At 71.5% G+C, this 12,726-nt stretch carries 9 protein-coding genes; 5 read left to right on the top strand and 4 right to left on the bottom strand.

The window, feature by feature from the left end; genetic code table 11:
- Positions 1–5 precede the first annotated feature (5 nt).
- On the top strand, positions 6–1,145 hold the full coding sequence (locus ACW5DW_RS02320) for a glycosyltransferase (RefSeq protein WP_457017127.1): 1,140 nt from the start codon (positions 6–8) through the stop codon (positions 1,143–1,145).
- Positions 1,102–2,457, top strand: coding sequence for an O-antigen ligase family protein (locus tag ACW5DW_RS02325; RefSeq protein WP_457017129.1), 1,356 nt, complete (start codon positions 1,102–1,104; stop codon positions 2,455–2,457). The genes ACW5DW_RS02320 and ACW5DW_RS02325 overlap by 44 nt, the downstream gene beginning before the upstream one ends.
- Positions 2,458–2,522: 65 nt before the next feature.
- On the opposite strand, the gene lpxL is transcribed toward ACW5DW_RS02325, so the two are convergent.
- Positions 2,523–3,452 (bottom strand): LpxL/LpxP family Kdo(2)-lipid IV(A) lauroyl/palmitoleoyl acyltransferase, encoded by a 930-nt coding sequence (gene lpxL, locus ACW5DW_RS02330; RefSeq protein ID WP_457017131.1) that lies wholly within the window; start codon positions 3,450–3,452, stop codon positions 2,523–2,525.
- Positions 3,453–3,703: 251 nt separating this feature from the next.
- On the opposite strand from lpxL, the gene waaA reads away from it, so the two are divergent.
- Positions 3,704–5,008, top strand: coding sequence for a lipid IV(A) 3-deoxy-D-manno-octulosonic acid transferase (gene waaA, locus ACW5DW_RS02335; RefSeq protein ID WP_457017133.1), 1,305 nt, complete (start codon positions 3,704–3,706; stop codon positions 5,006–5,008).
- Between the two features lie 290 nt (positions 5,009–5,298).
- Here the strand turns inward: waaA and ACW5DW_RS02340 are convergent, their stop codons facing one another.
- The 3 genes from ACW5DW_RS02340 to ACW5DW_RS02350 all read right to left on the bottom strand — a co-directional run bounded on the left by ACW5DW_RS02340 (position 5,299) and on the right by ACW5DW_RS02350 (position 8,113).
- Positions 5,299–6,630, bottom strand: a complete 1,332-nt coding sequence (locus ACW5DW_RS02340; protein WP_457017134.1) for a TolC family outer membrane protein — start codon at positions 6,628–6,630, stop codon at positions 5,299–5,301.
- 30 nt (positions 6,631–6,660) lie between these two features.
- Positions 6,661–7,314 carry a protein-L-isoaspartate O-methyltransferase family protein gene (locus ACW5DW_RS02345; RefSeq protein ID WP_457017135.1) on the bottom strand — a complete coding sequence of 218 codons (654 nt, stop codon included), beginning with the start codon at positions 7,312–7,314 and terminating at the stop codon, positions 6,661–6,663.
- 133 nt (positions 7,315–7,447) lie between these two features.
- Positions 7,448–8,113 (bottom strand): TetR/AcrR family transcriptional regulator C-terminal domain-containing protein, encoded by a 666-nt coding sequence (locus ACW5DW_RS02350; protein WP_457017137.1) that lies wholly within the window; start codon positions 8,111–8,113, stop codon positions 7,448–7,450.
- A gap of 76 nt (positions 8,114–8,189) precedes the next feature.
- Between ACW5DW_RS02350 and ACW5DW_RS02355 the strand changes: the two genes are divergently transcribed.
- Together ACW5DW_RS02355 and ACW5DW_RS02360 are read left to right on the top strand one after the other, a co-directional pair.
- A complete protein-coding gene (locus ACW5DW_RS02355) occupies positions 8,190–9,329 on the top strand; it encodes an efflux RND transporter periplasmic adaptor subunit (RefSeq protein ID WP_457017139.1) in 1,140 nt (379 codons plus the stop codon).
- A 110-nt stretch (positions 9,330–9,439) separates the two neighbouring features.
- Positions 9,440–12,724 carry an efflux RND transporter permease subunit gene (locus ACW5DW_RS02360; protein WP_457017141.1) on the top strand — a complete coding sequence of 1,095 codons (3,285 nt, stop codon included), beginning with the start codon at positions 9,440–9,442 and terminating at the stop codon, positions 12,722–12,724.
- Positions 12,725–12,726 lie beyond the last annotated feature (2 nt).

The following is a 12,726-nucleotide window of genomic DNA, read 5'->3' on the forward strand; positions in this document are numbered from 1 at the left end:
CGCGCATGCCGCGCCCGCTGACCGTGGTGCAGCTGTTGCCGGGGCTGGAGTCCGGCGGCGTCGAACGTTCCACCCTCGAGATCGCCGACGCGCTGGTGCGCGCGGGTCACCGCGCCATCGTGGTGTCCGCCGGTGGCCGGCTGGTGCGCGAGCTGCGGGCGCGCGGCGCGCAGCACGTCGAACTCGACATCGGCCGCAAGTCACCGCTGGTGCTGCGCCACGTGCCGGCGTTGCGGCGGCTGTTCGCGCGCGAGGGGGTCGACATCGTGCACGCACGTTCGCGGCTGCCGGCCTGGCTGGGCTGGTGGGCGCTTGCGGGCATGCCTGCCGCGGCGCGTCCGCGGTTCGTCACCACCGTGCACGGGCTCAACTCGCCCTCGCGCTACAGCGCGATCATGGCGCGCGGCGAGCGCGTGATCTGCGTGTCGCGCACGGTGCGCGACTACGTGCTGCAGCACTATCCGGCAACCGACCCGCTGCGCCTGCGCCTGGTGCCGCGCGGCATCGATCCTGCCGACTTCCCGCGGGCGCCGCGGCCCGATCGCGACGCGCGCGCTCGCGTGGCCGCGCAGCATCCGGCGCTGGGCGGCGATGGCCCGCTGATGCTGCTGCCCGGGCGCGGCACCCGGCTCAAGGGCCATTCCGACGCGCTGGCGCTGCTGGCGACGCTGCGCGCTGGCGGCGTGGATGTGCGGCTGTGGATGCCGGGGGCGCGCGAACGCGGCCGCGAGCGCTACGTCGCCGAACTCGAACAGCAGGCCGCGCGCGAGAGCGTGTCCGCCGCGCTTGCGATCACCGCGCCCACCGCCGCCATCGCCGAGGCCTATGCCGCCTGCGACCTGGTGCTGCAGCTCTCGCGCAAGCCCGAGGCCTTTGGCCGCACCGTGATCGAGGCGCTGGCCTGCGGGCGCCCCGTGGCGGGATGGCAACACGGCGGCAGCGGCGAACTGCTGCGCGAACTGCAGCCGGGCGGCGCGGTGCCGCCGTTCGACGCCGCTGCGCTGGCGTTGGCGGCACGCACACTGCTGCAACGTCCGCCATCGCTTCCCGATACCATTCCGTACACCCTGCAGTCGATGCAGGAAGCCACGCTCTCGGTCTATGACGAACTCCGCGACGATCCCGCCGTCCTCCTCGCCCGCTGAGGCGCAATCCGCCGGCTGGCGCTGGGCCCCGCACTGGGTGCTGACCTTCGTGGCGCTGTGGCCCGCCCCCGGCTACGCGGAAGCAGTGATGGTGCTGGGCGCGCTGGCGGCGATCGTGCACCTGCTGATCGGCCGGTTCCGCGGCGGCATGCGCCTGCTCAGCCACCAGGCCTGGGCGCTGACCAGCGTGCTGTTCTGCGCGTACTGGCTGCCGCAGCTGGTGTCCTCGTTCGATGCGGTCGACCAGGGCCGCGCGTTGCGCGAATCGCTGGTCGACCTGCGCTACCTGCCGTTCCTGTGGCTGGCGGCCTCGGCCGTCGCCTCGCCGCGCGGCCGCCGCACGACCTTCGGCGGCCTGGCGGTGATCGTGCTGGTCTGGACGCTGGATGCGCTGGCCCAGGTGGTCACCGGTACGAGTCCCCTGTTCTGGGGCATCGACACGCTCAAGCAGGCGATCAGCGGCCGGCCCATGTGCAGCGTGGACCAGCTCGCCACCGTCGACCGCCTGGGCGGCGTGCTGGGACCGTGCAACCTCAAGCTGGGCGTGGTGCTGGCCAGCCTGTCGCCGTTCGCACTTTATGTCGCCGGACGCCGCTTCGGCAGCGGTGGCTGGATCGTGGCCGCGCTGCTGGTGGGGACGGTGGTGCTGTTCGCCGGCTCGCGCGCGTCGTGGATCACCTTCGCGCTGGTGCTGGCCTTCAGCGGCTGGGGCCTGCTGGGCTGGAAGAAGCTGCTGGGCGTGTTCGCGGCCGGCGCGATCGCCCTGGTTGCGCTGAGCTATGTGTCGCCGCAGGTGCAGCAGCGCGTGGAGCGCACCGCGCAGGCCTGGACCGCGGACGGCGACGAAGGTGTCGATACCGCCCTGTCCGGACGCACGCGGATCTGGAGCGCGGCGCTGTGCATGGCGCGCGAGCATCCGGTCAACGGCGTGGGCGCGCGCGGCTTCCGTCGTGCGTTCCCGGCCTGCGATCCCGAGCCGGGCGAACCCGCGGCGTGGGGCGAGGGACCGGCCTTCCATGCGCACCAGATCGTGCTCGAGGTCCTGAGTGAAACCGGCTTCTTCGGCCTGCTGCTGTGGCTGGCTGGCGCGGCCATGGCCTGGCGCGCCTGGCGCTTCGCCGACGCCGAGGCACGCAATCGCGCGCGCCCGGCCATGCTGGCGCTGGCGGTGACGGTGTTCCCGTTCAACACCCACCTGGCCTTCTATTCCACGTTCTGGGGTGGCCTCACCCTGCTGCTGGCGGCCCTGTACGCCGGCAGCCTGCTGGCCGGTCGCGCCCCACCGCTGCCCGATAGCCACGCGCCCCTGTAGGAGCGGCTTCAGCCGCGATCGAACATGCGGATGCCGCACCACCCATATCGTGGCTGAAGCCGCTCCTACAACGGGCCTGCCTCGTAGGGCGACGTGCCATCGGGCTGCCGCTTGAAGCGGCGGTGGATCCACAGGTACTGCTCCGGCGCCGCGCGCACCATCGTCTCGATGCCGGCGATCACGCGCGCGGTATCGGCAATCGCGTCCTTCGACGGGAACGCCTCCAGCGCCGGCCGCAGGCACAGCGTGTAGCCGCCGTCGGCACGGCGGCGGTGCTCGAACAGCACCACCGCCGCGCCGGACAGCCGCGCCAGCGAGTGGGTCGAGGTGAGGCTGTGCGCCGGCTGGCCGAAGAAGGGCACGTACACCGCATCGCCGCGGCTCGGGTCCTGGTCGGGGGCGTACCACAGCAGGCCGCCCTTCTTCAGGTGGCGGACCGCGCCGCGCACGTCCTGCTTGGGGAACATCGCCGCCGCGTAGCGCGCGCGGCCGCGCCGCACTGCCCATTCCATCGCCGGCGACGCGTGCGGGCGGTACATGCCGGCCAGCGGCACGTGGTCGCACATCAGCCGGCCGCAGATTTCCAGCGTGCTGAAGTGGCCGGACACCACGATCACGCCGCGGCCGCTGGCGCGCGCGGCCTGCATGTGCTCCAGCCCTTCGACCACCAGCCCGCGGCGCATCGGATCGACCGAACCCCACCAGGCGCGTGCGAACTCGAACAGGCCGGTGCCGAGCGCGGTGAAGTGCGCGCGCAGCAGCGCGTCGCGCGCCGCGGCGTCGAGTTCCGGGAAACACAGCCCCAGGTTGCGCGCGGCCACTTCGCGGCGGTCGCGCAGCAGTGTGCGCAGCAGCGTGCCCAGCCCACGCCCGATCGCGCGCTGCCACAGCCACGGTAGGCGCGCGGCCAGCGCCATCAGGCCGATGCCCAGCCAGGTCGGCCAGTGGCGTGGCGACAGCGGTGGCGGTGGCGGCGTGGCGGTCTCGAAAGCCATGCGCGGATTGTAGTCGCAGGGGTGTGGCCGGCCGGGTGTCGCGGTCGGATGCTGTTGGACATCGCACCCCCGCAGGGGCATGTCGTTTCGGTACCGCGTGTCATCCCGAACGCAGTGAGGGATCTGGGCGGTGGCGAAAGCAGATCCCTCACTGCGTTCGGGATGACAGTGAAGATGCTGTTCGACTCCCGACGCCCTGCTCCCGATCTGTCGTGGACCGGCCTCCGCCCCATTCCCGCTATCCTGTCCGCATGTCCGCCGCCGATACGACCGAACGCCTGCTGCGCGGCCTGTATTCGGCCGTGCTGTACCTGCTGGTGCCGGTGACGGTCTATCACCTGATCTGGCGCGGGTTCCGCCAGGAGGCGTACTTCGAGCGCTGGAGCGAGCGCTACGCCCACTACGCCGCGCCCGCGGCGCAGACGCCGGTGTGGGTGCATGCGGTGTCGGTCGGCGAAGTGAACGCGGTTGCGCCGCTGGTCAACGCCCTGCTCGAGGCTGCGCCGGAGCGGCGCCTGCTGATCACGACGATCACGCCCACCGGCTCGGCGCGGGTGCGCGCGATCTGGGGCGAGCGCGTGGACCACGCCTACCTGCCCTATGACCTCGGCGGCGCGGTGCGCCGCTTCCTCGGACACTTCCGCCCGAAGATCGCGCTGGTGGTGGAAACCGAGCTGTGGCCGAACCTGCTGTTCTGCTGCCGTGACGCCGGCATCCCGGCCTACCTGGTCAACGCGCGCCTGTCCGAGCGCTCGTTGCGTGGATATCGCGCGCTGCGGCCGCTGCTGTCGCGGGCACTGGCCACGATGCGCCGCGTCGCCGCGCAGTCGCACGACGATGCGCGCCGCTTCGGCGCACTGGGCGCGCCACCCGCCGCGCTCGTGGTCACCGGCAACCTCAAGTACGACATCACGATCGACGCCGAGGCGCTGGCGCGCGAGGCGGCCGGGTTCCGCGAGCGCATCGGCGGCCGGCCGGTCTGGATCGCGGCCAGTACCCATCCCGAGGAAGAGACGCCGGTGCTTGAAATGCACCGGCGCCTGCGCGAGCGCTGGCCGGATCTGCTGATGCTGTGGGCGCCGCGCCATCCCGAGCGTTTCCGCGGCGCCGCGCAGCAGGCGGTGGACGCCGGCTGGCGCGTGGCCACGCGCAGGCTGACCCGGTGGCCGGATGCCGAGGATGCGGTGTTCGTGCTCGACACGCTCGGTGAGCTGCAGCAGTTCTATGCCTGCGCCGATGTGGCCTTCGTCGGCGGCAGCCTGCAGGACATCGGCGGTCACAACCTGCTTGAACCGGCGGCGGTGGGCACGCCGGTGGTCAGCGGCCCGCACCTGCACAACTTCGCCGACATCGCGCGCCAGATGCAGGCTGCCGGCGCGCTGCGCGTGGGCGAGGACGCGGACGCGGTGGGCGCGGCGCTGATCGGGCTGATGGACGACGCCGACGCGCGGGCGGCCATGCGCGATGCGGGCCTGGCCCTGGTGCGCGACGGCCGCGGCGCCCTGCAGCGCACGCTCGACGTCATCGCCCCCGATCTGCCGCCCGGGCTGGCGTGACGGGGAGCCTCGTTGCGCGCTGCGCTGTCGGGGTCGGGATGACACCAGCTGGTCGCCGAGGTGCAAGGCGGTCAGCCACGGATTTCGCGGATTCCGCGGATCAAGACAGGACAGGACAAGACGGCGAGGACACCGCCACTCGTCCTCATCTGCGTTATCCGCGTCTATCCGCGTCATCCGCGAAATCCGTGGCAGAAAGCTCTTCCGCTGAAACCAGTGAAACCAGTAGGCCCCAGAAACGACGAAGCCGGCGCAATGCGCCGGCTCCGGATGCCGCAACGGCGAAGTGCCTACTGCAGCGGCGCGGGCGCCGTGGTGTCGATGGTCAGCAGGCGGTTCACGTCCTGCACCGTGGTCGCGTCGAGCGTGCCGGCCGCCTGCTCGAGCAGCAGCCGGTTGCGCAGGTAGTTGTAGCGCGCGGTGGCGTAGTTCTGCCGGGCCTGGAACAGGTTCTGCTGGTTGATCAGCACGTCGATGACGGTGCGCGTACCGACCTCGAGGCCGACCTGCGAGGCGTCGTACGCGCTCTGCGCCGAGACCAGCGCCAGGCGCCGCGCCTCGACCTCGCTGATGCCCGCGACCAGTGCCTGGTAGGCGTAGCGGGTGTTGCGCTCGATCGCGCGACGGCCCTGCTCGAGCTGGTCCCGGGCGATGTCGCGGCTGGCGATCGACTGGCGCACGCGCGATTGGGTCGCGCCGCCGGAGAAGATCGGCACGGTCAGCGTCAGGCCCAGTGTGTGGCCTTCGTCGGTCAGGCTGACGGTGCCGGGCGAGGGCGAGTACCAGCTGGTGTTGTTGCTGTAGGTCACGCCCACATCGAGCGTGGGCAGGTGGCCGGCGCGCGCGGTCTGCACGCCGTGCTCGGCGCCCTGCACCGAGTACTGCGCGGCCTGCAGGCTCGGGTTGGTCTCGAGCGCGCGCTGCACCCAGGCTTCGGCATCGCCGCCGACCGGCAGCTCGGGGCGGAAGTCATCCGGCAGCGCACGCAGCGCGTTGATCGGCGTGCCGGTGATCTCGGCCAGCGCCTGGTAGGCGTCCTGCAGCGCATTGCGCACCAGGATCGTGTTGGCGCGCGCGCCGTCGTACTGGGCGCGGGCCTCGTGGACGTCGGTGATCGGCGCCAGGCCGACTTCCAGCCGCCGGTCGGCGTAGTCGAACTGCTTCTGGAACGCCGCCTCGGCCGCCTCGGCAGCGCTCAGCGTCTCCAGCGCGACCAGCACGTCGAAGTAGGCGTTGGCGGTGCGCGTGATCAGCTCGTCGCCGGCGGCCGCCAGGTCGTAATCGGCGGCGACGCTGTAGTCGCGCTGCGCGCGCAGGTTGGAGATCGCGCCAAGGTCGACCAGCGGCTGGGTCAGGCGGGCGCCGTAGCTCCGGCCGCGGCCCGATCCGGTCTCACCGGCGTCGTGCGCGCGCGTCAGGCCGGCCGAGCCGCTGACCTGCGGCAGCAGCGCCGCACGCGCCTGCACGGCATTCTCGCGGGTGGACAGGCGGCTGGATTCGGCGATCGAAAGCTGCGGGTCGTTGACCCGCGCCAGCTCGTAGGTCTGCATCAGGTCTTCGGCGAAGACCGGCGCGGACGAAAGGGCCAGGGCGAGGGAGAGAACGAGGGGGCGGCGAAGCATCGGAGATCCTTGGCGAAAATGCGGGGCGTGTCAGAACTTGAATTCGGGCGTCGGTTCGGCGCCGGCGAGGTAGGGCAGGTCGGTCTCGAACAACGATTCGTAGCGGCGGCCGTTGACATCGTTGTGCAGCAGCGCCGCTTCCATCACCGGCGCGCGGCCGCGCACCACGAACATCCGTCCACCGGGACGCAGCCACTCGAGGAAACGTGACGGCACGGTGTCGACCGCGCCCGACACGCAGATCGCGTCGAACTGGCGGCCGGGCTCCCACGCGAACGCATCGGCGGCGACCACCGAGACGTTGCCCAGGCCCTGCGCGTGCAGTCGGTCGCCGGCGGCTTCGGCCAGGTCGGCGTGGCGCTCGATGCTGGTCACCTCGCGCGCAAGCGCGCCCAGGCAGGCGGCGAGGAAGCCGCTGCCGGCGCCGATTTCCAGCACCGCCTCACCGCCCTGCAGCTCCAGCGCCTGCAGCGCACGGCCTTCGAGCACGGGCTTGAGCATGGTTTCGCCGTGGCCGATCGGCAGCTCCAGGTCGGCATAGGCCAGGGCGCGGTGGCGATCGGCCACGAAGGCCTCGCGCGGCATTCGCACCAGCACGTCCAGCACGCGGCCGTCGAGCACGTCCCAGGGACGGATCTGCTGCTCGACCATGGTCTCGCGGGCCTTGGTGTAATCGAACGTCATCTTGCGGTCCGGAATGTGGAAGGAGGGAACGCGATTCTACCGGCCGGATCACCTGAATTCCCCGGGGCCATCATCGCCAGCGGCCCGGGGACGGCTGAGTGCCGGAAGTCACCGCGACCGATGGCCCGAATCGTCAGGGCGCGGTCAGCGGCCGGCGGCCATAGGCACGCAGGAACATCGCGACGGTGGCAGCGATATGTTCGTCCACATCGGCCGTGCTGGGGCGCCCGCACAGCCCGCAGGCCATGCGCGTGTGCAGGTCGCCCTTGAGCAGCGCGAAGAACTGGCGGGCAGCGCGGGCGAGATCGGGGATTTCCAGCTCGGCCGCGCGCGCCTCCAGGAAGGTGGCGAAGGCACGCTGCACGCGTTCAGGCCCGGCCTGCCAGAACAGGTGGCGCAGGCGTTCGTCGCCGCCGGGGCTCATCATCATCCGGTGCGTGGCCAGCGCTTCTTCGCTGGTGATCATCGCGAAGAAGGCGCGGGCGATGCCGTCCAGCTGCGAGCGCAGCGGCGCCGACGGGTCGGCCACGAACAGGTCGTCGGGCATCAGCGAATCGCAGACCACCCGCACGGCCTCGCCGAACAGGGCTTCCTTGTCGCCGAAGTGGCTGTAGACGGTGAGCTTGGACACGCCGGCCTCGGCTGCGATCTGGTCCATGCTCGCGCCTTCGAAGCCTAAGCGCGTGAACATGCGCGCCGCGGCGTCGAGGATCGCGGCGCGCTTGGCCAGGTCCTTGGGGCGGCCGGGTCCGGGGGTCGGCTTGGGCTTGGCGACGACGGGCGGGAGCTGCGGGGCCATCCATGGAATACTAGACTAATCGGTTTGCTATTTATACTCTGCCCGCCCTGGCATTCACCCCGCGCTCCGGATGCACATGACCGATCGCTCCTCCCTGTGGGCCCTTGGTGCGGCGATGGCCGCACTGCTGTCCGCCTGCGGCGGGAACGGCGAGGCCGTCGAAACGCGGCGCCCGGTGCTGGTGGAACAGCCACGCAGCGGCGCCGACGCTGCGGTCGTCACCTACGCCGGCGAGATCCGCGCCCGTGAGGAAAGCCCGCTCGCATTCCGCATCGGCGGCAACCTCGTCCGCCGCCACGTCGATGCCGGAGAACGCGTGCGCAAGGGCCAGGTGTTGGCCGAACTGGACCCGGGCGACCAGCGCCTGCAGGCCGAAGCTGCGCGTGCGCAGCTGGCGGCTGCCGAAGCAGAGCTGGGTCGGATCAGCGCCGACCGCACCCGCTTCCAGGCGCTGCTGCGCGAGCGGCTGGTCAGCCAGTCGGCCATGGACGCGCAGGACGCGGCCTGGCGGGCGGCCGGGGAACAAGCCAGCGCCGCCCGGGCGCAGCTCGATGTCGCCCGCAACCAGGCCGGCTACGCGCAACTGCGTGCGCCGTTTGATGGCGTGGTGGCCAGCCGCCTGGCCGAGGCCGGGCAGGTGGTCGCCGCTGGACAGGCGGTCTATACCCTGGCCGGTGACGGCGGCCGCGAAGTCGCGATCGCGCTGCCGGAATCGCGCGTTGGCGAAGCCAGCCTCGGGCAGGTGGTCGAGGTCGAACTGTGGGTTGGTCCGGAGCGGCGCCTGCGCGGGAGCATCCGCGAGATCGCCGCTGCCGCCGATCCGCAGGCGCGTACCTTCGCCGCGCGCGTGGCACTGGATGCCGACGTCGCCGACGAGGTCGCGCTGGGCCAGAGCGCGCGCGTCCACGTGCGGGAGGAGGGGGAGGGCGCGGCGCTGAGCGTGCCCCTGACCGCGCTGCAGCCGGGTCCGTCGGGCGGGCATGCGGTGTGGGTGTTCGAGCCGGCCAGCGGCACGCTGCGGCTGGCGCCGGTGGAGCCGGGGCGGCTGGGCCAGGAGCGGGTCCGGGTGCTGTCGGGGCTGGAACCCGACGACTGGGTGGTGACGGCGGGTGGTCACCTGCTGCGCGAGGGCCAGGCGGTGACGCCGGTGGACCGCGACAATCGGCCGGTGGGGCTCGCCACGCCGGCGCCGGCTTCCGCGGAACAGCCGCGGTGACTGCCGCGAAGCCGCAGTGCTTGGCGCCGGGTGTCGCCCGGGCGAGACCTGGTCAGAGCACGCCGGCGCGGCATTGCGACGCCCACCGCGGCCGGGTGGAGCGCTGAGCCATGCGCTTCAACCTCTCCGAGTGGGCGCTGCGCAACCGCAGCCTGGTGCTGTACGCGATGATCGTGGTCGCCATCGGCGGGGCGCTGTCCTACCTGCAGCTGGGGCGCTCGGAAGACCCGCCGTTCACCTTCAAGGCGATGGTGGTGCGCACCCTGTGGCCGGGCGCCACCGCCGAGGAGGTCGCGCGCCAGGTCACCGAGCGCATCGAGAAGAAGCTGATGGAAACCGGCGAGTACGAGTACATCCGCTCGTACTCGCGGCCGGGCGAATCGCAGGTGATCTTCATGGCGCGCGACTCGATGCGCTCGCGCGACGTGCCAAAGCTCTGGTACGAGGTGCGCAAGAAGATCGGCGACATCCGCGCGACCCTGCCCGAGGGCGTAGTCGGCCCGTTCTTCAACGACGAGTTCGGCGACACCTTCGGCAACATCTACGCGCTCACCGGCGAGGGCTTCGACTACGCCGTGCTCAAGGATTACGCCGACCGGGTCCAGCTTGAGCTGCAGCGCATCGACAACGTCGGCAAGGTCGAGCTGATCGGCCTGCAGGACGAGCGGATCTGGATCGAGGTCAGCAATACGCGGCTGGCCACCTTCGGCATCCCGATGGCGACGATCCAGCAGGCGCTGGCGCAGCAGAACGCCGTCTCGCCGACCGGCTTCTTCGAAACCCCGGGCGAGCGCGTGCAGCTGCGCGTGGACGGCGCCTTCGCCTCGGTCGACGATATCCGCGACTTCCCCATCCGCGCCGGCGACCGCACCGTCCGCCTGGGTGACGTCGCCACCGTCACCCGCGGCTTTTCCGACCCGGCCGCGCCGCGCATGCGCTTCATGGGCCAGGACGCGATCGGCCTGGGTGTGTCGATGCGCGAGGGCGGTGACATCCTGCGCCTGGGCAGCACGCTGGACGCGGCGTTCGAGCGCCTGCAGCGCACGCTGCCGGCCGGCATGGAGCTGCGCAAGGTCACCGACCAGCCGGCCGCGGTGCGCGACTCGGTCGGCGAGTTCGTCAAGGTGCTGGCCGAGGCGGTGGCGATCGTGCTGCTGGTGAGCTTTTTCGCGCTGGGCTTCCGCACCGGGCTGGTGGTGGGGGTGGCGATCCCGCTGGTGCTGGCAATGACGTTCGTGGTGATGAAGTGGTTTGGCGTCGGCCTGCACAAGATCTCGTTGGGCGCGCTGGTGCTGGCGCTGGGCCTGCTGGTGGACGACGCGATCATTGCGGTGGAGATGATGGCGATCAAGATGGAGCAGGGCTTCGACCGCTTCCGCGCGGCCGGCTTCGCCTGGACCAATGCCGCCTTCCCGATGCTCACCGGCACCCTGGTGACCGCGGCCGGCTTCCTGCCGATCGCGACTGCGGCCTCGGGCGTGGGCGAGTACACGCGCTCGCTGTTCGAGGTGGTGGCGATCGCGCTGGTGGTGTCGTGGATCGCGGCGGTGCTGTTCATCCCGTGGCTGGGCGAGAAGATGCTGCCGGACATGCAGGCGCATGCGGGGAAGCCGCCGCTGCTGCAGAGACTGTCCAACTTCGTTCGCAGCGTCGTCTCCCTCCCCCGCCTGCGGGGGAGGGCCGGGGTGGGGGAGCGCCGCGAAGCGGCGCTTGATGGCGCGACGACCGGCTTGCCCCCACCCCAACCCTCCCCCGCAAGCGGGGGAGGGAGCGTAAGTGGGGCAGGAGGCGCAAGCGGGGGAGGGAGCTCAAGCGGGGCGATACCTGGGCACGATCCCTACCAGACCCGCTTCTACCTGCGCTTCCGCCACCTGCTGGACTGGTCGCTGCGCCACCGCTGGCTGGTGATCATCGCCACCATTGCCGCATTCGCGCTGTCGCTGGCGCTGTTCCGCTTTGTGCCGCAGCAGTTCTTCCCCGATTCCACGCGGCTCGAGCTGATGGTCGACATGGAGCTGGCCGAAGGCAGCTCGCTGCGCGCGACCGAGGCCCAGGTGCGTCGACTGGAGGCCATGCTGGCCGGCCGCGAGGGCATCGACAACTACGTCGCCTACGTCGGCACCGGTTCGCCGCGCTTCTATTTGCCGCTGGACCAGCAGCTGCCGCAAACCAACTTCGCCCAGTTCGTGGTGCGCGCGGATGACCTCGATTTGCGCGAGGCGGTGCGCGCCTGGCTGCTGGACGAGGTGGTGCCGCGCTTCCCGGAACTGCAGCTGCGCGTGACGCGGCTGGAGAACGGTCCTCCGGTCGGCTACCCGGTCCAGTTCCGCGTCTCCGGCGAACACGTCGAGCGGGTGCGCGCGCTTGCAGAGCAGGTCGCGACGCGCGTGCGCGCCAACCCGCACCTGGACAACGTGCACCTGGACTGGAGCGAGCCGAGCAAGGTGGTGCGCCTGCGCATCGACCAGGACCGCGCGCGCGCGCTGGGCATCAGCTCGCAGCGCGTGGCGCAGTTCCTGTCGGGCTCGCTCAGCGGGCTGCAGGTCAGCACCTTCCGCGAAGGCAACGAGCTGATCGGCGTGCTGCTGCGCGGCACCGGCGAGGAGCGCACGCACCTGGAGCTGCTCGGCAGCCTGGCGATTCCCGGCGGCGAAGGCGGGCCGGTGCCGCTGTCGCAGGTGGCCACGCTCGAGTACGGCTACGAGGACGGCATCATCTGGCATCGCGACCGCCTGCCCACCATCACCGTGCGCGCCGACATCCGCGACGGCGTCACGCCGCCGACGGTGGTGGCGCAGATCCTGCCGACGCTGGAGGACATCCGCCAGGCGCTGCCGCCGGGCTACCTGCTGGAAACCGGCGGCGCGGTGGAGGATTCGGCGCGCGGCCAGGATTCGATCAAGGCCGGCCTGCCGCTGTTCCTGCTGGTGGTGGTGACCCTGCTGATGCTGCAGCTGCGCAGCCTGTCGCGTTCGCTGCTGGTGCTGCTGACCGCGCCGCTGGGGCTGATCGGCGTGACCCTGTTCCTGCTCGCATTCCGCGTGCCGTTCGGCTTCGTGGCGATGCTGGGCACGATCGCGCTGGCCGGCATGATCATGCGCAACGCGGTCATCCTGGTCGACCAGATCGAACAGGACATCGCCGCCGGCCACCCGCGCTGGGAGGCGATCATCGACGCCACGGTGCGCCGCTTCCGGCCGATCGTGCTGACCGCGCTGGCCGCGATCCTGGCGATGGTCCCGCTGTCGCGCAGCGCCTTCTTCGGGCCGATGGCGGTGGCGATCATGGGCGGGCTCACCATCGCCACCGTGCTGACCCTGCTGTTCCTGCCGGCGCTCTATGCCGCGTGGTTCCGGGTGCGGCGTGACGAGCCCGGGCCCGATATCGCGCGCTGAAC

The organism is Luteimonas sp. A482, from assembly GCF_054072655.1.